This is a genomic window from Halonotius sp. GCM10025705 (assembly GCF_042662885.1).
In the GTDB taxonomy this organism is placed as follows: Archaea; Halobacteriota; Halobacteria; order Halobacteriales; family Haloferacaceae; genus Halonotius; species Halonotius aquaticus.
This window is the reverse complement of sequence record NZ_JBHSZD010000001.1, coordinates 986,395-1,008,101: the sequence shown is the minus strand read 5'-3', so window position 1 is coordinate 1,008,101 and position 21,707 is coordinate 986,395. Positions and strand designations below refer to the sequence as shown.

19 protein-coding genes and 5 pseudogenes are annotated in these 21,707 nt (G+C 62.0%); 17 read left to right on the top strand and 7 right to left on the bottom strand.

Going from position 1 to position 21,707, the window contains the following annotated elements:
* Positions 1-35: 35 nt before the first annotated feature.
* Both ACFQJB_RS05735 and ACFQJB_RS05730 read right to left on the bottom strand, forming a co-directional pair.
* A pseudogene (locus ACFQJB_RS05735) lies at positions 36-484 on the bottom strand (hypothetical protein).
* Between the two features lie 45 nt (positions 485-529).
* On the bottom strand, positions 530-1,297 hold the full coding sequence (locus ACFQJB_RS05730; protein ID WP_379724942.1) for a DUF429 domain-containing protein: 768 nt from the start codon (positions 1,295-1,297) through the stop codon (positions 530-532).
* Positions 1,298-1,398: 101 nt separating this feature from the next.
* Here ACFQJB_RS05730 and ACFQJB_RS05725 point away from each other — a divergent pair, with 101 nt between their 5' ends.
* From ACFQJB_RS05725 to ACFQJB_RS05695, 7 genes and pseudogenes are all read left to right on the top strand, one after another.
* Positions 1,399-1,719 (top strand): cupin domain-containing protein, encoded by a 321-nt coding sequence (locus ACFQJB_RS05725; RefSeq protein WP_379724939.1) that lies wholly within the window; start codon positions 1,399-1,401, stop codon positions 1,717-1,719.
* A gap of 2 nt (positions 1,720-1,721) precedes the next feature.
* Complete coding sequence (locus ACFQJB_RS05720; protein WP_379724936.1) at positions 1,722-2,312, top strand: flavin reductase family protein; 591 nt, start codon at positions 1,722-1,724, stop codon at positions 2,310-2,312.
* A 99-nt stretch (positions 2,313-2,411) separates the two neighbouring features.
* Entirely contained in the window at positions 2,412-3,362 is a 951-nt protein-coding gene (locus ACFQJB_RS05715) for an ATP-binding cassette domain-containing protein (protein WP_379724933.1), read from the top strand.
* Between the two features lie 14 nt (positions 3,363-3,376).
* Positions 3,377-5,313 (top strand): annotated as a pseudogene (locus tag ACFQJB_RS05710) (PrsW family intramembrane metalloprotease).
* Positions 5,306-6,406 (top strand): ABC transporter permease, encoded by a 1,101-nt coding sequence (locus tag ACFQJB_RS05705; RefSeq protein WP_379724930.1) that lies wholly within the window; start codon positions 5,306-5,308, stop codon positions 6,404-6,406. The pseudogene ACFQJB_RS05710 and the gene ACFQJB_RS05705 overlap by 8 nt, the downstream one beginning before the upstream one ends.
* An 81-nt stretch (positions 6,407-6,487) precedes the next feature.
* Positions 6,488-6,724 (top strand): hypothetical protein, encoded by a 237-nt coding sequence (locus ACFQJB_RS05700; protein ID WP_379724927.1) that lies wholly within the window; start codon positions 6,488-6,490, stop codon positions 6,722-6,724.
* 37 nt (positions 6,725-6,761) lie between these two features.
* Positions 6,762-7,019 (top strand): MTH865 family protein, encoded by a 258-nt coding sequence (locus tag ACFQJB_RS05695; RefSeq protein ID WP_379724924.1) that lies wholly within the window; start codon positions 6,762-6,764, stop codon positions 7,017-7,019.
* A gap of 137 nt (positions 7,020-7,156) precedes the next feature.
* Here ACFQJB_RS05695 and ACFQJB_RS05690 read toward each other — a convergent pair whose 3' ends face one another.
* From ACFQJB_RS05690 to ACFQJB_RS05680, 3 genes and pseudogenes are all read right to left on the bottom strand, one after another.
* On the bottom strand, positions 7,157-7,369 hold the full coding sequence (locus ACFQJB_RS05690) for a hypothetical protein (protein ID WP_379724921.1): 213 nt from the start codon (positions 7,367-7,369) through the stop codon (positions 7,157-7,159).
* 1 nt (position 7,370) lies between these two features.
* Complete coding sequence (locus tag ACFQJB_RS05685) at positions 7,371-8,372, bottom strand: cytochrome d ubiquinol oxidase subunit II (protein ID WP_379727970.1); 1,002 nt, start codon at positions 8,370-8,372, stop codon at positions 7,371-7,373.
* Positions 8,365-9,799, bottom strand: a pseudogene (locus ACFQJB_RS05680) (cytochrome ubiquinol oxidase subunit I). Before ACFQJB_RS05680 ends, ACFQJB_RS05685 begins: the two are co-directional and overlap by 8 nt.
* A 224-nt stretch (positions 9,800-10,023) precedes the next feature.
* On the opposite strand from ACFQJB_RS05680, the gene ACFQJB_RS05675 reads away from it, so the two are divergent.
* Positions 10,024-10,203, top strand: coding sequence for a hypothetical protein (locus ACFQJB_RS05675; protein WP_120100140.1), 180 nt, complete (start codon positions 10,024-10,026; stop codon positions 10,201-10,203).
* A gap of 27 nt (positions 10,204-10,230) precedes the next feature.
* Here ACFQJB_RS05675 and ACFQJB_RS05670 read toward each other — a convergent pair whose 3' ends face one another.
* Positions 10,231-10,740: a hypothetical protein gene (locus tag ACFQJB_RS05670; protein ID WP_379724918.1), complete on the bottom strand. Its 510-nt coding sequence runs from the start codon at positions 10,738-10,740 to the stop codon at positions 10,231-10,233.
* Positions 10,741-10,900: 160 nt separating this feature from the next.
* Positions 10,901-11,146, bottom strand: a complete 246-nt coding sequence (locus ACFQJB_RS05665) for a YhbY family RNA-binding protein (RefSeq protein WP_120100144.1) — start codon at positions 11,144-11,146, stop codon at positions 10,901-10,903.
* A gap of 233 nt (positions 11,147-11,379) precedes the next feature.
* On the opposite strand from ACFQJB_RS05665, the gene ACFQJB_RS05660 reads away from it, so the two are divergent.
* The 9 genes and pseudogenes from ACFQJB_RS05660 (at position 11,380) to lrpA1 (ending at position 21,160) form a co-directional block, all read left to right on the top strand.
* Complete coding sequence (locus ACFQJB_RS05660) at positions 11,380-12,552, top strand: tubulin/FtsZ family protein (RefSeq protein WP_120100146.1); 1,173 nt, start codon at positions 11,380-11,382, stop codon at positions 12,550-12,552.
* A 48-nt stretch (positions 12,553-12,600) separates the two neighbouring features.
* Complete coding sequence (locus tag ACFQJB_RS05655; protein ID WP_379724915.1) at positions 12,601-12,981, top strand: hypothetical protein; 381 nt, start codon at positions 12,601-12,603, stop codon at positions 12,979-12,981.
* Positions 12,978-14,102 (top strand): tubulin/FtsZ family protein, encoded by a 1,125-nt coding sequence (locus ACFQJB_RS05650; protein WP_379724912.1) that lies wholly within the window; start codon positions 12,978-12,980, stop codon positions 14,100-14,102. Before ACFQJB_RS05655 ends, ACFQJB_RS05650 begins: the two co-directional genes overlap by 4 nt.
* Before the next feature lie 86 nt (positions 14,103-14,188).
* Positions 14,189-15,526: a 3-phosphoshikimate 1-carboxyvinyltransferase gene (gene aroA / locus ACFQJB_RS05645; protein WP_379724909.1), complete on the top strand. Its 1,338-nt coding sequence runs from the start codon at positions 14,189-14,191 to the stop codon at positions 15,524-15,526.
* Positions 15,527-15,565: 39 nt separating this feature from the next.
* On the top strand, positions 15,566-16,180 hold the full coding sequence (locus tag ACFQJB_RS05640) for a hypothetical protein (protein ID WP_379724906.1): 615 nt from the start codon (positions 15,566-15,568) through the stop codon (positions 16,178-16,180).
* Positions 16,126-17,597 (top strand): annotated as a pseudogene (gene aroC / locus ACFQJB_RS05635) (chorismate synthase). Before ACFQJB_RS05640 ends, aroC begins: the two are co-directional and overlap by 55 nt.
* A gap of 205 nt (positions 17,598-17,802) precedes the next feature.
* The gene (locus tag ACFQJB_RS05630) at positions 17,803-19,701 is read left to right on the top strand and encodes a 2-oxoacid:acceptor oxidoreductase subunit alpha (protein WP_379724903.1); all 1,899 of its coding nucleotides are present in this window, start codon (positions 17,803-17,805) and stop codon (positions 19,699-19,701) included.
* Between the two features lie 2 nt (positions 19,702-19,703).
* Positions 19,704-20,641: pseudogene (locus tag ACFQJB_RS05625) on the top strand (thiamine pyrophosphate-dependent enzyme).
* 90 nt (positions 20,642-20,731) lie between these two features.
* Positions 20,732-21,160: an HTH-type transcriptional regulator LrpA1 gene (gene lrpA1, locus ACFQJB_RS05620; protein WP_120100162.1), complete on the top strand. Its 429-nt coding sequence runs from the start codon at positions 20,732-20,734 to the stop codon at positions 21,158-21,160.
* Positions 21,161-21,707 lie beyond the last annotated feature (547 nt).

Sequence of the window (21,707 nt, the reverse complement as noted above, 5' to 3'; positions counted from 1 at the left end):
GCTCGCCCGAAAGTTGGACGATTTGACACGCTCGGTTACTCGGCTGTCGATGGCACCGCATCCAGCTCAGCGAGAGCGGCGTCGATCACCGCCGCTTCAACGAGGGCCCGCGTTTCGGTCATCGGATTGTCGGCGTCGGCCAACACTTCGCGGCTGCGCTCCAACAGGCGGGTTTCCATCTCCGCGTGGTCGACGGCTTCCTTCGTCTCGGTGAGCATGGCCTCAAAATCCTCTCGGAGGTCGAAGGAGGCGTAGGCAACATTGCACCGCGACAGTGGGTGATGATCCATCTCCAAGGCGAGATCACGAACCAACTCCCAGTCGTCGGCACAAAACTGGAGGGTCACCGGGGTGACGATATCCTGCCAGGCGATCGGCCCGCTGTTTTCCATCAGCGTCACCGCCCGCGGGGGACTTCGATCCGCCGGTCGGTTTTTGCGCTCCCACAGAGACAACACGGGGTGTCGGTGCGCCCGGTAAACATACCCGTTGTAGGGGGGCGAGAGATATGGAAGTTCCGGCGCGACCGCTACTGCTCAGCAACCGAGAGATGCTGGTGCCACGATGGATCGACATCAGGGACAACGATCTCCATCGGCAACCCAGCCTCATCGGTCGGTGGCTCGGGCGGCAGCGACGTGAGTGCATGCTGGCCGGCGGCAACCAACACCAGCGCGTCGATGATGTCGTCGCGGGCGAGATGTTTGCGGTAGTGCTCGTCAAGGGCGGTCTCATAACAGTCGCGCCAGCCATCGAGTTCGGAATCAAGGACGCCGAACCGCGCGGCTCGTCCGCTCGCTGTCGATTTTGGCTGAGCGATCGGGTACCAATCGTTGAGTGCGGCGAAACAGCATTCGGGGTGGCTTTCGCGAATGTCGGGGGTGGGGTGCGCCTCGCGGAGCACCGTATCCACCGCGGCAATCTTTGGGGTAATGTTCCACGCCTGCTTGGAGAGCCCAGAGCCAAGCCGCTCGCGCTGCAGCGTGTTCGCGTGGTCGTACTCAGCCGCGTCGCCCTCGCGTTGCACGTAGTCGACGACTGCCCGACATGGAACCGGAAACACGGAACTACTGCGTGCCCCAAGTCGCTGTCGAGCCACGCTATCGCAGGCTCGTGGCTCGCTGTCGGGAAGCCCGATCGGCATGTCGATAAGGAACGTGTCAGCAGCAGCGTGGTCGTCGACAACGGCTTCAATCGACCAATATCGTCCGCTGTGGAGGGTTTCGCCGCCATCGGTTGTCCACACCGCAATCCAACCGCCGGCACAGCCATCGACACCGACCACAGATCCAGTCACACAGCGTGTTACCGGCCCCGAACGCAAGGCAATACCGGTTGGGAACGATCGTCTGCCACCCGCCGAAGAGTACTTTCCCGTCAGCGACGAAGATCGGGGCGATGTCCTACACCAAAGTCGACTATGCGGATGTCGAGCCGGTCGGTGGTGGCCTCCACTTCCTGCGTGAGCCGCTGGACTGCGACCAGCTTGGGATCTCCGTGCTCGATTGTGAGCCGAACTGGAGCGGCAAGCCGCACAATCATGCCGACGAGCAACAGGAGGAAGTGTACATCCTTGTCGAGGGTACAGCGACGATCACCGTCGACGGCGACGATATTCCACTAGCGGCTGGCGAGGCGATCCGTGTCGACGCCGACAGCGACCGGCAGATCCACACCGGCGACGCGCCCAGCCAGTTTGTTATCGCTGGCGCGCCGTAGCGATGGCGACGCGTGATGGCGCGCCCGACGCCTTCGGATCGCCCTACAGACTGTTGTCGACGGCGATCACGCCGCGGCCGATCGGCTGGATCTCGACGACCAGTCCCGACGGCGTCGACAATCTCGCACCCTACAGCTTCTGTAACGTCGTCGCCGTCGACCCGCCGGTCGTCATGTTCGCGCCGGTCGGCCGCGACGACCTGAAGAACACCCCACAGAACGTCGCCGACACCGAGGAATTCGTTATCAACACTGTCACGCACGACATCGTCGAGGAAATGAACGCCACGAGTGCGACACTCCCGGCCGACGAAAGCGAATTCGACCACGTCGATATCGAGCGCGCAGAATCGGTCGTCGTCGACCCGCCACGCGTCGCGGCCGCGAGCGTCGCCCTGGAGTGTGAACTCTACGATTGGATCGAGGTCGGCGACAGCGTGCTGATCCTCGGTGAGGTTGTTCACGCCCATGTCGACGAGGCGGTTCTTACCGACGAGAAAATCGATATCGACGATCTCGATACAGTCGGGCGGCTCGCTGGCAACTACTACGCCTCGACACGAGATCGGTTCGAATTAGAGCGCCCGCCGTAGTTGCAGGAGTTCGGTGGGCCTCGACAACTCGTGCCTGCTGGCTATTATCACTGATAGCCAAGGCCGTGTGTTTTTGTACGCTGCGGTGGCACAAGAGGTATGATCGAGGTGTCGGGGCTGCGGAAGACCTACGGCGATTTCGCCGCCGTCGTTGGCAGCGAGTTCGAGATCGACCGCGGGGAGATCTTCGGCGTCGTCGGCCCGAACGGCGCGGGCAAGACGACGACGCTGAAGATGCTGGCCGGGCTGATCGAACCAACCGCCGGAACGGCAACCGTCGCGGGCTACGACGCCGGCGACCCCGAAATGCGGCACCAACTCGGCTTTCTGCCGGAGGAATCGCCGCTGTATGAGGATATGACGGCGCGATCGTATCTCCGATTTTTTGCTGATCTCTACGACGTGCCCCGCGAGGTGGCAAGCGAGCGCATTGAGTCGACGCTCGATCGACTGGATCTGGAATACCGTGACCGCCGACTGGGCGATGTTTCGAAGGGGATGAAACGCAAGGTCGCCATCGCCCGCTCGTTGGTCAACGATCCCGACGTGCTCATCTACGATGAACCCGCCAGCGGGCTCGACCCGTTGACGACAAACTCGGTGTTGGAGTTCACCGAAGAACTCCGCGAGGACGACAAGACGGTCATCTTCAGCGCGCACAATCTCTACCACGTCGAAAGCGTCTGTGACCGCGTCGTGATCATGAACGAGGGCCGGATCATCGCCCGCGGCTCGGTCGCTGACATCCGCGAACAGTACGGCGAAACGACCTACCACGTCTACAGCGACACCGCACTCGATGCCACCGACCCAACCGCTGACGGTCGTCACCGGGCGGTCGTCGAAACGATGGCTGCGGTCGAAGAGATCCAGGCCGCCGCGACGGACGCAGGTGGCAGTGTCACCGATATTCGCACCGACGAGCCAAGCTTAGAGTCGATCTTTTTGGAGCTGACCGGCCAACAGATGCCGAGTCCACGCACAGCCACGGACACCGAGCCAGCCAGTGGGCCCACGACTGACCAACACGAGGTGGAGGACGCGCCGTGACGCGGGTCGATCGCCTGCGAACACGGCTCACGACCGCCGGGCGTCGACTCCGCCGGATCGCCCGGATCGCCCGCTGGGAACTCGGCCAGTCGACGAGCAGCTATAATCGGCGCACCCTCGCCGTGATCGCCGTTCTCGTTGTCGTCGTTGCCAGCGTCGGCACCTCGGCTGTCGCCCTCGGCGTCGCCTCACCGTCGCCGAACACCGACATCTACCGGGTTGGCGTCGCCGACAACAGCCCCTACAACGCGGTGATCGACGACCACGCCAGCCTGACCGCCCGCCCGCCGGATCGAACCGCGTTGGCAACCGGCGAGATCGACCTCCTGATCGGCGGGGTTCGACAACCAGCCGCTGGCCCCGGCCCGCGCTCGCCAACGCTCCTCGTTGAGCCGGCCGACGGTGAGAAAGGTGATGCCGCACTCACCGCGTTCCGCTCGGCGGTGCAGTCCTACAACGACCGAGCGATGGCACTGGAACCGAATCAAACCGCCGCCTATCCGGTTATCGTCGAGCTACAGTACATCCCACAATCGACGCTCGGCCCGGCCGCCCCAACGAACGCGGGCAATCTGACCGATGATGATGCATCCGCAGACGATGCTGACGACGGTGATGGAACCGACACTGACGCCAACGACACCGACACCAATGGAACGACCAGCGACGCCGATGGTGGAACAGCCGATGGAGGCGGTGACAACACGACAGGCACCGATCGCACCGGCAGCGACGCGCCGCCCGTTGCCGACGGTGGTGGCGGCTCGCTACTCGATCGCGCGCTGTTCGGCGGCGGCACCAGCGGCTCGCCGGCGGAAATCCAGCCACCCTTCCCCTTTGGCTCGCTGCTACTGGCGTTTCTGTTCCTCGTGCCGATGAACTTCGTCATTCAATCCTACGGGAGCAGCATCCTCAACGAGCGAATCAGTCGTCGGGGGAGCTTTTATTGGTCGCACCCGTCGAGCGGCTGGACATCGTCGCCGGCAAAACCCTGCCGTACGCGGCTATCGCCGTCGCGGTCACAGCGGTTATCGCCGCGGCGATCGGCGGGAGCCTGCTGTCGGTGGCGGCGGTCGTCCCGATCGCGATGACCTTCTTGGCGGCGACGTTCCTCGGCGCGATGTTCGCTCGATCGTTCAAGGAACTCACGTTTGTGACGATCACGATCACTGTCTTCCTCACGAGCTACGTGTTCATCCCCTCGATCTTCACAAACGTGACGCCGATCGCGTTGATCTCGCCGCTGACGCTTGTGGTCATGGAGCTACAGGGTGAGGCCGTCACCCTCGGGAGCTACCTGTTTTCGACCGGCCCGTTCTATACGAGTGCCGGCGTGTTGTTCCTGCTCGGAACCGGCGTCTACCGAGAAGAGGATATGTTTTCACAAAAATCGGTACCGCTGAAGTTCCTCGACGCGCTTGATGCGCGATTGAGTGGGATTCGATCGGTTGGCGTGCTGACCGCGCTGTTTTTGCCGTTTGTGTTTATTGCTGAGCTGTTGGCGATCGCCGTCTTGTTCGTGTTGCCGATCGAGGTGTCGATCCCGCTGATGCTCGTGGTGATCGCCGCCGTCGAGGAGGTTGCGAAAAGCGTTCACGTGTTTGCCGGCTTTGAGAGTGATCGGTTCGATCGATCGGTGCGAACCGCACTGCTGTTGGGGATCGCCTCCGGGATCGGCTTTTTCGTCGCCGAGAAGTTCACCGCCGTTGCCCAGTTGGTCGGCCTCCCGAATCTCCAACTCGGCGAAGCCGCCCTGCAGCCCGCCGGCATCGGGGTTACGCCCTCGACATCGCTGCTGTTGTTGGCTGGCCCACTGGTGTTGCATACGGTGACCGCCGGTGTCGCCGCGCTTGGCGCGCGGAAGAATCTGCGGTGGTATCTGGTGTCGCTGGTCGCCGCAACGGCGATTCACGCGGCGTACAACTTCGGGGTGGTGACCCTCTATGGGTGATCGAGACTGGCTGCGCGCTCGGTGGCACGCCGTCGCCGACCGCGTAAGCGACCCGCGACTGACGATCGCCGGCCGCGAGCTGCGGGTGTTGGGCCGCGAGAAGACGATCATCCTCGCGGTCGTCATCCAACTGTTTGTCGCCGCGTTCTCGGGCTTTCTCGTTGTCGGCCTTGTCTCGTTGTACGACCCTGGCAGCGTTGATGGCTATCAGATCGACGCCGCCGTCACCGGCGAGGCTACCAACGAGATGCTGGCGGCGATTGAAGAGCGACCGGCCATCGAGGGCACGCGGTATGCGACGACCAGCGAGGCTTACGCCGACTTCCAGGATGGCGCGGTGAACGCGGTGTTTCAGACGACCCGCAGCGACGGCCGTATCGAGGTGGTGATGACCGCCCCGGAGGGCAGCATTGAGACCACCTTGGTTGTCTCAGAGGGCCAAGAAGCCTTGCGCGCTCTTGAGCGAAACCTTCGCACCGAACGCGCTGCCTCGCTGTCGAATCCACCCTTGCCGCTGCCGCCTGACACCGGCGGCAACCCCTACTACGATTTCACCTACACGATCCTACTACCGCTGTTGGTGTTCCTCCCGGTGTTTATCAGCGGCTCGATCACCGTCGACTCGCTGACCGCCGAAAGCGAACAGGGCACGCTTGAACTGTTGCGTGTCGCGCCGGTAACGATGGTCGATATCGTCGACGGCAAGTCGGCGGCGATGATTGCTATCGCTCCCCTGCAAGCGGTTGCGTGGCTGGGGCTGCTTTCGCTGAATGGTGTCGCCGTCGCCAACGTTGGCTGGCTGGCCACGCTTGTGACCGCGGTGACCGCGATCGTTGTCGCGCTGTCGGTGGCCGTCTCGCTGTTAGCTCCCGACCGGCGATCCGCACAACTGCTGTTTTCGGTTGCGGTGTTGCTGTTTTTCGCCGGGGCGACGCTGTTGCCCGGTGGGCCAGCCAACACCGCGGCACGGCTGGCGATCGACAGCGCGACGCTGTCGACGCGGCTGGCCGTTCTCGTCTACGGGATCGTCGGTGTTGCGGCCGTCGGTGCTGTCCGCCGGCTTGCAACGCGGATCAATCCGAACACGCTGTGAGCGAGCCCACATCGTACGGTCGGGTGCGAGGCGGGTTTCGACAACCGATTCTATTAGTGGATGTGGGCTGTATCCCTGTATATGGATCCTGACGTACTGCTTCGCCCATTCGCGTTGTTGATGGAGTACCGGATGTACCTGCTTGCAGTGAGTGGGTTCCTCATTGCGGGGGCGGCAGTCACCTACGGGCTGCGAACGGAGGATACCGTGATGGCTCTCGGCGCGCTGTTGTTCCTGCCAAACGCGCTCGTCCTGCTGGGTGTTGGACTTCGCGAACGCGGCTGGTTCGACGAGGGCTCGCCGATTACGCCGGAATAACAGGTATGATAACCCCTGCGCCACGACGGTCATATCGATGACGACCCCTGAGGCGGAGATTCGTCGACAGCTCATCGAGGTCTTTGGGGCCGCCGAGTATCCGGTGACCGACCCCTTCGAGTTGATTCCGGTGTTGCCCGACGGCGCGGCGACAACCTTCGAGGCCGGCGATGTGACGATCGGCGCGATGGAACTCGGGATGGAGTACGCCGACTACCAGGAGTATCCGTACGACAGCGTCGAGCCGCTGGTCGAGGATCTCATGACCGGGCTCCGCGCCAACAACGTGTTTTGATACGATCCCGTCCTAACGAGTCCCTGACGCCGTGTCCTCACGTCTCCCTGACGCCGTGTCCTCACGTCTCCCTGTCGTCGCGTCCTCACGTCTCCCTGTCGTCGCGTCCTCACGTCTCCCTGTCGTCGACACCGACGCTACTGCTCCCCGAGTCGCTGCTGAATCAGTTGATCGATATTGTACAGGAGCACAGCGACGGTCACCAGCGTCGTCGCAAAATAGACGATCAGCTCTGGGGGCCCAGAGACAGCCCCAGCGAGGGCTGTCCCGCCGAACCCCACGACGACGAGTTCGACCCAGGTCACGAAAACGCGGGAAGCCAGCAATGTCGACGAATCCCCCTCGCCCACGTCAGTAGGCCTCCTCCGGGGTGATCGGGCCGCTGAACGCCGTGTACAACACGACAAAGTAGACGACGACCAGCGGCAACAACAGCCCCGCCCCGATCGTCATCAGATTCAGCGGCAGCGTCGAGACGATGGTCTCCCGGATCGTCGCGCCGGTCGCCGGATCGATCGCCGGATACATGATCCGGGCGACGACGGTGATCAGCCCGTATGTCATCACGCCCGCGATGCCGAGGGCGATGAGATTTTGCTCCCGCCGCAACGCGAGGATGTAGCCCGCTGCCAACACGATAGAGGCGACAACCAAGACGATAATCAGTGGATCCAACAGCGTCGTGATCCCCTCTGGGAGCCGCACCGCCAACACGGCAAGCGTGGCAACCACGGCCAGCAGGTAGCCAACAACGGCGATCTGCCCGTAGGTCGACACTTCTGGCGGCAGGTCGTGTTGGGCTTTGAGCCGGAGGAACGCCGCCCCGGAGACGACCGTCAGCAGCGTCAGCGTCACGCCGACAACGAGGCCGATCAGCGAAACCGAGCCCTCGTTACCGACGAGCCAGTTGCCCGCGAAGACGCCGAGGAAAAACGGCGCGAGGACGCTGCCGGCGACGAAGGCGACACTCCAGGCGCGTTGCCAGAGATCATCGTGCCGCTGTTCGTACATCTCGGGGGCCAGCCCGCGGATGATGAGCGCGCCCAGGATGGCAAACATCAGTAGGTAATGGCGGCTGAAGAGCCCGGCATAGGCCGCCGGGAAGGCCGCAAACAGCGCGCCGCCGAAGACGACAAGCCAGACCTCGTTGCCGTCCCAAAACGGGCCGACAGCGGCGAGCACCGCCTCCCGTTGGCGATCGGTATCGACGAGCCCGTAGATCGCGCCGGCCCCGAAGTCGAAGCCATCGAGGAACAAAAACGTCGCCAGCAGGGTGAACATGAGGCCGAACCAGATCTCCGGCAGCGGCAGGCCGAACAGCGGGCCGGCGGTGAGCCCCTCGACGCTAATCATCGTCAGCCACCCCCACCGCCGGCGACTCAGGCGTTGGTGATGGCTCACGATTCGTCCGCAGGTCGTCGCCGCCGGGCGGCCCGTTGCGGATGATCCGAGCGATCACGTAGCCATACAGGATGAGCAACGCTGAGTAGAGGCCGACGAAGCCGGCGAAGGTGGCTGTGGCTTCGGCTCCCGTCAGCCCGGGTGAGACACCCTCGCTTGTCTTCATGATCCCCTGTATTACCCAGGGCTGGCGGCCCACCTCGGTGACGACCCAGCCGAGTTCGACGGCGACGATTCCCAACAGTGACGACCCCATCAACGCCTTATGCAGGAGGGCATCCTCGAAGAGTTGGCCCTGGAACCACCGGTAGCCACCCCAGAACGACAGCAGGATGAACCAAAAGCCCATCCCGACCATCGCCCGAAAGGCCCAGAAGACGATCGCCACCGGTGGCGACTCGGTTTCGAACTCGTTGAGGCCGGTTATTTCGGCTGTCGGATCACCCCCGCTGGCGAGCCACGACGCGCCGCCGGGGATCCCGATCCCGAACAGTTCCTTGGCGCGCGGATCGGTGATCGAATCGAGGCTGGTCGGGAAGGCGATGATGTATTCGGGGACGTAGGAGTCAGTTTCCCAGACAGCCTCCATCGCGGCGAATTTCTGGGGTTGGGTTTCGGCGACGTGGCGGCCGTACATGTCGCCGTGGAACGCCTGCAGCGGCGCGGTGATCAGTAGTGCGATCAGCGCGATCTTCAGCGTCGTCTCCCAGAAGTCGATGTTTTCGTGGTCGAACCCCCAGACGTGGTGTCGGAAGACGTAGTAGGCGGCGACACCGGCCATGAACAGCGCGACCGACTCGATGGCGGCGTTCTGCATGTGGACGTACATGTAGCCGAAGCGGGGGTTGAGATACGCCGCAATCGGGTCGACGAGATGGACGATCGTCTGGCCGCCCTCAGAAGCGAGTTCGTACCCCCGCGGCGTCTGCATCCACGAGTTGGCGATCAGAATCCAGACCGCCGACAGCCACGTGCCGAGGCCGACGGCGACACTGGAGATGAAGTAGAGTTTGTCGCCGACGCGCTCGCGCCCAAAGACGAAGATACCGAGGAACGTTGCCTCCAGCATGAACGCCATCATCCCCTCGACGGCAAGTGGGCCACCGAACAGTTCACCGGCGGCCGTCGAGAAGGCCGCGAAGTTCGTCCCGAACTCGAACTCAAGGACGATACCGGTGACCGTGCCGACAACGAAGGAGATGGCGAAGATCTTGGTCAAAAGCGACGCAACTGTTCGTAGACGGGTTTGCCAGTTCGGATATCCTTCCACGTGAAGTAGATGAGGAAGGGGCTAACCCCATGCTCATCACGGGGAAGATGATATGCACCATCGTGGTAAGGGCGAACTGGGCCCGACTGGCGATGACTGGATCCATCATGACTGACCCCGGAGTGGGACTCCGATGTACAATCGCATCTTTGACACTCGATTAGTTAAGCGTGTCCCTCTTTTCAGCGCGTATATCAGCAAAACGCTGGTTTAATCGCCTAAAACGGCTGTTTTCAATTTTTGTGTTTGTCACAATACAACTCAGATTAGCCTGCCGCACCACTATTGTTAAGAAAAGACACGACTATACGCTCGGCACCCAGTATCAGCTATATGGAGACCCGTCACCTCGTGCTCTTGATCGTGGTGCTCGTCACCAGTGTTCTGCTCGTTCGCGGTGTCGTCGGGCTGCTCAACGGGGATATCGGCACCGTGGCCAGACAGGCAGCGATCGGGCTGATCGTGTTTACTTTCGGCATCGCGCTCGTCTCTCGTTGGGACGATATCGGGTGAGAAACGACGGTCTCGGGACAGCGCCGCTCACCCCTCGCAGGTACATTCATGCGAGAGGGCTGCTGTGTCGGCGACGTGGGTATGCACCGCCACCGCGAGATCGAACATGGCGGTCGCATGCTGGGCGGCGGCTGCGGTATCACGTGTTCGGGTGCGCCTCCGGTTGTCGCGGTGGAGTTGTTTGAGCTGTTCGGCTGTCGTCTCGCTGACGAGCCCGAGGTCGCCGGCCCGAGCGAAGGCGGTGGCTCGCCCGGAGTCTGCTTTTCTGAGTGTCTCGCCGCGGCTGTGAGCGGCGGCCGCAAGGGAGTGTTCGATCGCGGCAAACGAGAGTTCGATCACGCTGGCGTGATAGCCGTCGGGCTCTCGAAGCGAGCGGCAGGCTGTCAGGAGCCGGCAGGCCGTCCGAAGGCTGACAACTGCGGTCTTCGTCTCAGTTGGCTCGACCGTGGGCGGAAACGACAACGTCTCCGGCGGTGCGTCGAAGGCCGCAGTAGCCCGGTCAAGCGCGTCACGAATAGCGGCTGGTTCCTCACCCATCTGTTTGACTCCATTCCAGTGGCGACGCTGGCTGATACGGTTCCGACTGCATAGCCGGGAATGCGCCCGAGGGCGACAAATCTCTTGGGGCTGCGATGAGCGGCACCGCGGTCAATGGAGAGATAGGTGTTCGGTCGGGGTCGACGCGGTGACCCACCACTCAGCGCAAGACGGCAGTGTTACCGCGCGTTTCGATCAGATCGGCACCGACGGAATCGGCCAACTCGGCTGCCAGCGTTTCGGTGTCGTCGCTCCCGCGGGCCGCGCGGAGAAACTTCACCTTCACGAGGCGGCGATTCTGTAGCTGATCGGCCAACTCATCGGTCACTGACTCGATGCCGTGTTTGCCGACCCAGACCGTGACGTCGAGATTATGCGCTTCCTTGCGAAGTTCGTCTGAAACCATGATACGCCATTTATCGGTCGACCGGGTTTCAACCTTTAGATCGCCGGAACGCCTGCCCAAGCGTTGTGAGCATCGCGATCAGCCGGACGGCCGGCCGATCGAGGCGGTGGGTAACAGGCGAATTTCGCGCTGCTCATATCGCCGAGTCTGACATAGGTTAATAAACCCAGAGTCCATTCATCCCACTAACGTATGGTTTCACTACCACGTGGTCGACTTCAGAGGAGTCAGCAATGAAACTCGCAACGATCGGTGTTGGCAACGCAGGCAGCAAGGTTATCGACCGGATGGTGGAGTTCGAGCAGGCGACCGGGCGGGATCTCTGCCGGCACACGCTCGTGATCAACACCGCACGGACGGATCTGGCCAAGCCGGAACACGTCCCCGAAGATCGACGGCTGTTGATCGGCGAGACCCACCAGAAGGCGAAAGGCCACGGCGTCGGCGGCGACGCCGCTATCGGCGCGGAAGTGGCACAAACGGAGATCGACGACATTCGTCGCATCTTCGACGATGTGGAGATCCACGAGGTCGACGCGATCCTCGTCGCTGCCGGACTCGGCGGCGGGACGGGCAGCGGAGCCGCACCGGTCGTCATCGAGGAGCTTCAAAAGATGTACGACGAGCCGGTCTACGGTCTCGGGATGCTGCCGGGTAAATACGAGGGTGGCCGTCCCGCGCTCAACGCCGCACGGTCGCTACAGTCGTTCGTCAACAAGGTGGACAACTTCATCGCCTTCGACAATGACGCCTGGCGATCCCGCGGCCAGACCATCGAAGAGGGCTATGAGGATATGAACCGTGAGCTGGCGACCCGCATCGTCACGCTGCTTGCGGCCGGCGAGGTTGACGAAAGCGAGGTCGGGGAGAACGCCATGGACTCCAGTGACATCATGCGAACCATGGAGGTCGGCGGCGTTTCCTCGATCGGCTACGCCTCGACCGGTGTTGATACCCCCGATGACGGGCTGCTCTCACGGTTCAGTGAGGAAGAGGTCTCGAATATGGAGTCAACCGATGCGGCGAAGATCAAAGGCCTCGTTCGGCGCGCGGTCAACTCCCGGCTGACCGTTCCCTGTGATGTCGCCAGTGCCGAGCGCGCGCTGATCATCTTTGCGGGGCCGCCGTCGGAGATCTCCCGGAAAGGTGTCGAATCCGCCCGCGATTGGCTCGAACAGGAGACCGAAACGGTCGACGTGCTCGCCGGCGACGACCCACGAACCGACTCCGATACGCTCGCGGCGGTTGTACTGCTGTCGAACGTGACCGACACCCCGCGGATCAAGGAGATTCAGGATCAAGCGGTCGACGCCCAAGACACGATCCAACAGCAGGAAGCGGTTCGCGAGGAGGAGATCGAGTCGCTGATCACCGACGATGACAATGATCTCGACCCAATCGTCTAACCGCACCTCGCGGGCAGCGATCGATAGACTCGCTCCGGAGGGGCGTGAATGAAGCTGTCGCTGTTCGGGGTCGGTGACGCGGGCACCCGGCTGGTCGACAAGCTCCTGCAGGCGGAAGTCGAGACCGGTCGGAACTTTACCGACGGCAATGTGCTGGCGTTCAACACCGCCGCCGAGGCCTTCGGTGAGACAGACACCCTCCCCGAAGAGCGACAGATCCTAATCGGCGACACCCATTCGGCGGTCAATCAGTACGTCGAACCGGATGCTGACGGCCCGGATACCGACGCCGCCAGCGCGACCGATCGCGACCACTCACCGGGCGTCGCCGGCGACCCGGAACTCGGCGCGGAGGTTGCTGATGACGAACTTCCGGAGATCCGCCGCGCGCTGATCTCGTTGACGACACCGAAGTCGACGCGGCGATGATCGTCGCCGGCTTCGGTGGCGGCACCGGCTGTGGCGTCGGCAGCGTCCTCTTAGAGGAGCTCAAAAGCATCTATGAGATCCCGGTGTATGTGCTCGGCGCGTTGCCGGCAGCCGACGAATCCGATGAGCGCGCACACACAGCCGCGCGAGCGGTGCGAACATTTGTCCCGTTGGCTGATGCGGTGCTCCCCGTCGATAATGACGCGTGGGCACGGAGCACCCAACCACTTACCGAGCAGTACGACGAGATCAACGAGATGGTTGCGACCCGGATGCTCTCACTGTTTGCGGCCGGGGAATCAGATCCGGCAACGGTCTCGGAGATGCGGATCGATCCGGCCGATGTGATGCGCACGCTGGCCGTCGGTGGACTCTCATCGATCGGCCATGCGAGCATCGAGGTCGACACCAGCGACGAGGGGCTGCTCGCCCGACTGATGCAGCTGTTGGGTCTTGCGGAGGAGACTCCCGACACGCAGACCGATGCAGCGACGATCAAGCGACTCGTTCGCAGCGCGCTGAACTCGAAGCTGACGCTTCCCTGTGATATCGAATCAACTGATCGGGTGCTGGTGATCCTTTCGGGGCCACCATCAGATATCTCCAGAAAAGGGTTCGAAACCGGCCGCTACCTGCTGGAAGAGGAGACAGGCACTGTTGAGGTACTGGCCGGCGACGAGCCGCTCCCGAACGCCTCGGAGATCACCGCTACCGTACTGTTTTCGAATGTGACGGACGTGCCCCGAATCGACGAGCTACAGGAGCGGGCGGTCGCCTACCAGCGCGAGCAGAACCCCGACACAGCCGTGGTCGACACGGCGACCTCAATTGAGGGGGCGACGGCGGTCGCCGCCGATGCGTCGACAGCGGCACCTGACGACGAGAGCGACCACCCCTTCGAGTTCCATGGAGCCGAGGAACAACAGGAGAATGGTGACGCACACGGCGGCGACACCGTCAGCGCGGACGCCGACGCGAGTGATGAATCAACAGCCACGGACACACCCGATGGCGATACGACCGACGGCAGCGCGGCTGACACATCGGCTGATTCTGACACCGCTACCGAAGATGGTGACGCGACCACCGCGACAGCCACATCGTCCGACGAACACGAGTAGTCGTCGCGAAACCGCGGTCATCGAACTCCCACCGACCCATCATATTGCTCCGGTAGGCTGATACCCCCGTGGTCGTATTCGCCGGTATGGACGCTCACATCTCGCCGTCGACCGTCTCGGGGACGGCGCGTGCACCACCCTCGAAGAGCTACACCCACCGAGCGATCTTGGCGGCCGGCTACAGCGACGAGGCGACCGTCTACGACCCACTCGACAGTGCTGACCCGCGGGCGACCCAGCGGGCGGTCAACGCCTTTGGTGGCGATGTCACTCCTGTCGGCGACGGTAATGCCTTGGAGATCACCGGCTTTGACGGCACCCCCTACGTGCCTGACGACGTCATCGACTGTGCTAACAGCGGAACGACGATGCGACTGGTTACCGCAACGGCCGCCCTCGGTGACGGATTGACGGTGCTAACGGGTGACGACTCGCTGCGCTCGCGGCCACAGGGGCCACTGTTGAACGCACTCTCGGAGCTGGACGTTCGGGCCGAAAGCACCCGCAGCAACGGGCAAGCCCCACTGGTCGTCGGCGGATCGCTTGCGGGTGGGACGGTCTCAATCCCCGGCGATGTCTCCTCACAGTATATCTCGGCGTTGCTCATGGCCGGCGCGGTCACCGACGAGGGGATCGAGCTTGCGCTGACGACTGAGCTCAAATCAGCTCCCTATGTCGACATCACGCTGGAAGTGCTCGAGGACTTCGGCGTGACCGCCGAGCCGGTCGGCACCAGCGGCACGGATGGTGTTCGATCGGCCGGCGCAGATGGCTTCGTCGTCGAAGGCGGCCAGCAGTACGCGCCAGCGAACGGCGAGTACCACGTCCCCGGTGATTTCTCGTCGATGTCGTATCTGTTGGCTGCGGGCGCGGTCGCTGCAGCCGACGGCGAGTCCGTTGTCGTCGAGGGCGCACAGCCGAGTGCGCAGGGTGACAGTGCTATCGTCGATGTGCTCGATCGCATGGGTGCCGACATCACGTGGGACAGGGACGCGGGAACGATCACAGTCGGTGCCGCGCCGCTGTCGGGGACGACTGTCGATGTGGGTAACACGCCGGATCTGTTGCCGACGATTGCCGTGCTTGGGGCGGTTGCCGACGGCGATACCGTCATCGAAAACTGCGAACACGTTCGCTACAAGGAGACCGATCGTGTGAGCGCGATGGCCACGGAACTCGAAACGATGGGGGCCGCGGTCACCGAAGAACAGGCGACACTGACGATCCACGGTGGGGAGTCAACGCTTGAAGGCGCCTCGGTGGAGGGGTACCACGACCACCGCGTCATCATGTCGCTGTCGGTCGCCGCCCTCGCGGCAGCCGGGTCGACGACGATCACCGGTGCCGAACACGTCGCCGTCTCGTTCCCGGACTTCTTCGAGGTGCTGTCGTCACTGGGTGCCGGGGTCGATCGCACCGAGTAACCCCCGCATGCTTTTGTCGTCGGTCATGTTGTGCTCTGTATGGATCGGGCTGTCATGCTACCGCCGTTGTCGGTGGGGATTGAGGGGATCCCACAGCCCGCGGATCTCGTTGCGGTCGGGGATCTCGTTGTCACCATCATCGTCGCGATCGGCTATCTGTCGATCACGCTGTTTGTGGGTGCGATGTTGGTCTCCAATGCCGGTGAGCGAATCCGAACCGTCGGCGAGGAGGTTCGACTTCACCCTCTCGAATCCGCGGGTTTCGGCCTTGGAACGGTCATCGCTGGCGTAGGTGGCTATCTCCTCGTGGGCGTCACGGCTGCGGCGCTCGCCGAACTTGGCGCGCCCCCACAGGTTGGCATCCTTGTGTTGATACCACTGGTCGTCGGCGTGATCGGGCTGATTGTTGCGACCACGCTTGGACAGCTCGTCGTCGGCATCATCCTGGTACGCCGATTGAGTGACGAGGGGCGACCGAATCTCTGGGCGGCACTCATTGTTGGCACAGTCGTTCTTGGGGTGGCGGCGATCTTCCCGGCCGGCAATCTGGTTGGCGTCGCTGTCACCGTGGGCGCGATCGGCGGCGTCACCCGTCGGGTATGGCGAACCAACAGCGAGCGCCTCCCTGCTCTTCGGGACACGCTGCTGGAGTGACTCATCGCCGACGGACTGCAAGGTTCAAATGCTCCGGGGCCCAGAGGCCGATAATGAATGGCAATCGGTTCGGTCGGCTCTTTCAGGTGACGACATACGGCGAGAGCCACGGGAAGGCGATGGGCGTGACGATCAGTGGCTGTCCGGCTGGGGTTGACCTCGACACCGAGGCAGTGCAGGCGGAACTCGACCGCCGCAAGCCCGGCCAGTCGATGATCACGACCTCCCGCGGTGAGCCCGACGACGTGACGATCAACTCCGGACTGCAGGACGGCTACACGACTGGAACGCCGATCGGGATGGTCATCGAGAACAAGGACGCCCGCTCGGGGAAGTACGAACCCTTCGTGACCGCACCGCGTCCCTCACACGGCGATTACACCTACTCCGCAAAGTTCGGCACCCGGAACTGGGGTGGCGGCGGTCGTTCCTCGGCCCGCGAAACGGTCAACTGGGTTGCCGCCGGCGCGGTCGCCAAACAGGTGCTTGAGCAGAGTGAGTACGACGTACAGGTGAAAGCCCACGTCAACCAGGTCGGCGACATCGAGGCACCCCCGTCAGCTTCGAGGAGATGCTCGAACACACCGAGAACAACGAGGTGCGGTGTGCCCATCCTGAAACCGCCGAGGAAATGCGGGATGCGATCGACGATTACCAGCAGGAAGGCGACTCGATCGGTGGGTCGGTGTACTTCGAATGTCGCGGCGTTCCCCGTGGCCTCGGCGCGCCGCGATTTGACTCCTTCCCCTCGCGGCTCGGCCGAGCGATGTTTGCGATCCCGGCGACGACGGCCTTCCAGTTCGGCAAAGGGCGTGAGGCCCGAACGATGCGCGGCAGCGAACGTAACGAGGACTGGGAGTTCGACGACGGCGATTCCCACCCGGATACCGTCAGCGACGAGGGCGATCCGGTGCCAGTCGGCAACGACCACGGCGGCCTTCAGGGCGGAATCACAACCGGCGAACCGATCTACGGCGAGGCGACCTGGCACGCCCCAACTAGCATCCCGAAAGAACAGACGACTGCTGACTGGGAGACCGGCGAGCGCAAGGATGTGCAGGTCGTCGGTCGCCACGATCCGGTGTTGATGCCGCGAGCGGTGCCGGTTGTCGAGGCGATGCTCAATCTGACGATTCTGACTTTATGCTGCTGGACGGCCGTATCAACCCCGACCGTCTTGATGGACAACCAGGCGAGTACGACACCGACTACCATCCACGCAGCCCGGACAATATGGAGTAATCGACGGCGACCAAAAATATCGGTTTGCTGTCATCGCGGACGCTATATATCAGTCTTTTTACTATATTGTAATTCACGTGAGCGACATCGCAGTGAGCGACACACCGCCTTGTTGCACCACGCCGGTTCAGCAGGCCTTCAGGCGCAGTGGCTGACAGGCGAGCAAGTAGGGTGATTGTGGCGTCCACTAACCCAGTTGTGTGGTGCCCATCGAGACGCCGTTGTAGATTGTGAAATACCCCGAATTCGGCTGGCTTATGAACGAATATCCACAATTATAGGTTCTTAATGATCTTTCCTTGCTAATGCATAGCAAACTCTTTTACCCGGGGCAGCATTCCCTTCATACTAGTGGCCCAGTGGGGCCGTGACAGCAACCTATGACTGATAACGAATTCATCTGGCGAATTGCCGGCGGCTCCGGTGACGGGATCGCCTCAACGAGTCAGAACTTTGCCAAAGCGCTGATGCGTTCCGGCTTGGACGTATTCACACATCGACACTATCCCTCCCGGATCCGTGGTGGCCACACCTACACCGAAGTTCGTGCCGCGGCGGAACCGGTCAAATCCCGTGGCGACGGCTATAATTTCCTGCTGGCGCTGGGCGACTCCTTCGCTCGCAACCCACAGGAAGATGCCTACTACGGCAACGAGGAGATCAAACCGCTCTCGGAGAACCTTGATGAGCTCCGAGAGGGTGGCGTCATCGTCTACGACTCGGGGCTGCTCGATGCCTCCGAGATCGAGGACTTCGACGCCCGTGTCGAGGAAAACAACTGGCACGTCTACGACATTGACCTCCGCAACATGGCCCGCGATGTCGGCCGTGAGGTCATGCGCAACACCGCCGGCGTCGGCGTGACCTGTGCGCTGGCCGGGATCGACCTCCACTGGATCGAGGAACTCATGTCGGATGCGATGCCGGAGAAGATCCTCGAACCAAACCTTGAGATCCTCAACAAGGCCCACGACATGGTCGTCGAGGAGTACGATGTCGACGCCAACGATGTGACCGTTCCTGAGGGCAGCCACGACGAAGAGCAGGTGCTTATGTCAGGCTCCGATGCGATCGCCTACGGCTCCCTCGACGAAGGCTGTCGGTTCATCGCGGGCTACCCGATGACCCCGTGGACTGAGGTCTTCACCATCATGTGTCAGAACCTTCCGGAGGTCGGCGGGATCTCCGAGCAGGTCGAAGACGAGATCGCCGCGGCCGCCCTCGCAGTCGGTGCGAGTCACGCCGGCGCGAAGGCGATGTCCGGCTCTTCCGGTGGCGGCTTCGCCTTGATGAGCGAACCGCTTGGTCTCGCAGAGATGACCGAAACGCCGGTCGTCCTCATCGAGGCGATGCGGGCCGGCCCCTCCACCGGGATGCCGACGAAGCCCGAACAGGCCGACCTCGAACACGTGCTGTACACCTCACAGGGAGACTCCCAGCGCGTTGTCTTCGCACCGGGAACAGTCGAAGAGGCCTACACCCAGACGCGGCGGGCCTTCCAGATCGCCTACGAGTACCAGATCCCGGCGATCGTGCTGTACGATCAGAAGCTCGGCGGCGAGCTCGTCAGCCTGCCGGCGTCGCACTTCGATGAGGAGCCCAACCCATCGCTCGGCTCGACGCTCACCGAAGCCGAGCTCGAAGAGGCTCCCCACGACGACAGCGGGAAGTACAGCCGCTTCCAGCACGATGTCGAAGACGGCGTCAGCCCGCGGTCGATCCCCGGCCAGAAGGGTGGTCGTTTCCTCGCCACCGGCAACGAGCACACCCCCGAGGGACATATCGCGGAAACAACATCGAACCGCGTCGCCCAGATGGATCGACGAACCGAGAAGCTTGAAGCGATCTCGGCCGATCTTGCCGCCCAAGACGAGACCCACCAGACCCACTACGGCCCCGACGAGGCCACCTACGGGCTGATGACGTTCGGCAGCCAGCAGGGCACCGTCGAGGAGGCCGTCGATATGCTCAACGAGCAGGGCCACTCGGTGAAGGCCCTCGGCGTCTCCGATATGGCTCCGTATCCGGTCGATGAGGTCAGTGAGTTCATCGAGAGCGTCGACGAGGTGCTCGTTGTTGAGATGAACGCCTCCGCACAGTTCCGCGGGCTCACCCAGAAGGAACTCGGCAAGTACGGCGAGAAACTGTCGAGTCTCCTCAAATACAACGGCAACCCCTTTGAACCGCTCGATATCGTTGAAGGGTTCAAATCGACGATCATCGAGGGCGGCGAGCTCTCCAGCAATAAGACCAAATTCGTTCCAGCAGCAGGTGATTAATTATGAGTGCATTCTCAGCAATCGGTGACGGACAGCCAACTGATCAAGACGACTACACGCCGGAACTCGAACCGCAGGCAACGTGGTGTCCCGGCTGTGGTGACTTCGGTGTCCTCAAAGCACTGAAAGGGGCCGCTGAAGAGCTTGGGAAATCCCCGAGGAAATGCTGTTGTGTACCGGGATCGGTTGTTCCGGCAAGCTCAACAGCTACTTCGACAGCTACGGGTTCCACACCATCCACGGTCGATCACTGCCGGTTGCGCGTGCGGCCAAACTCGCAAACCCTGGCGTCGAAGTGATCGCCGCCGGCGGCGACGGTGATGGCTACGGGATCGGTGGCAACCACTTCATGCACACCGCCCGCGAGAACCACGATATGACCTACATCGTCTTCAACAACGAGATCTTCGGCCTCACGAAGGGCCAGACCTCGCCGACGAGCCCGAAAGGTCATAAATCGAAAACCCAGCCCTCCGGAAGCGCAAAGGAGCCGCTCCGACCGCTCAGCCTCTCGCTGAACGCCGGCGCGTCCTACGTTGCCCGGACGGCCGCGGTCAACCCGAATCAGGCCAAAGAAATCATCGTTGAGGCGATGGAACACGATGGCTTCGCCCACGTGGACTTCCTCACCCAGTGTCCGACGTGGAACAAGGACGCCAAGCAGTACGTGCCCTACATCGACGTCAACGACTCCGATGACTACGAGTTCGACAAAACCGATCGGCGTGAGGCCGCCGACATGATGGCCGAAACCGAAAACGCCCTCCACGAGGGCAAAGTGCTCACCGGCCGGTACTACGTCGACAAGGATCGGATGTCCTACACCGAGGAGAAACAGGCGATCGGCGAGATGCCGGAGGAACCATTGGCCGAGCGGTACTTCGACGACTCCTACGAGTGGGAGCGATCGGCCGATCTCTTCCTCGATAAACACAAGTAACTGTCACGATAGCCCCGCTGCGGCGTTTACGCAGTCCAAATCGGTTTTTCGGTTCGCAAGGTATTTTTTTATCGGAACGAAAGGTTAGGTATGAGCACGACAGCGACAGAAGACCGGATTCTCTCGGTGTTGGAGGATGATGCCCAGGCCTCCTACGCCGAGATCGCCGATCGGGCCGATGTCTCAAAGCCCACGGTACGGAAGTATATTCAGCAGCTCGAAGAGGAGGGGGTGATCGTCGGTTACTCCGCTGAGGTCGATCCGAAAAAACTCTCCTCACAGAGCATCGCGATGGTCGGTGTCGACGTCGCCAGCGAGCTCTACGTTGAGGCGACGCGGGCACTCAAATCGTTGGACTCGATCGAGGCGTTGTATAGCTCCTCCGGCGATCACATGTTGATGGCCGAGGTTCGGGCCCAAGACGGTGACTCTCTTGGCGATGTGATCAGTGAGGATATTCTCTCTATTGAGGGTGTCACGGCCGCACATCCCTCGTTCTTGCAGGAACGACTCAAATAATCGCTTCCCGGGTTCTGTTGCTGTCGATCGGTTTTTCGGTTGGTACTTTCTCGATAATTTTGCTCGGATATTTGTATAGCAGTATACGATTTATGTGTTGATGGCTGGTCGTTTCTGGTTACTCTCACTATCGTATATTCCGGATTATTTGCAAATTTACTGTTACTGAACCCGGAATCTTGGGAACGTGATGGTACTAAGTCGGAGAGTTCACAGGAGAGTCAGCCCAACCGCGCCTCACTGACAGCGATACAGACGATCACCGCCCCAACGTGTCGACGGTTGCAGGTGACTGTCGTTGCATTGTTCTCACTGAGTAACGTTGCCTGCGAGCCATCTAATTCACGACAGGCCAATGCGTCGGCATCACACTTCGATCAGTTTGTGCTCCGGAGACGCTTCAGATGTGGCCATCCAATCTTTTTGCGGGAGTATCTGCGATTCGTGCTGATCGAGTTTGCGTTAAATACAGTCTTGACGATGGCCGAAGTAAATACTCCGGATTTTTCGTCGATTTCGTCGTAGCGATGCTGCGGTGAGACGGAAT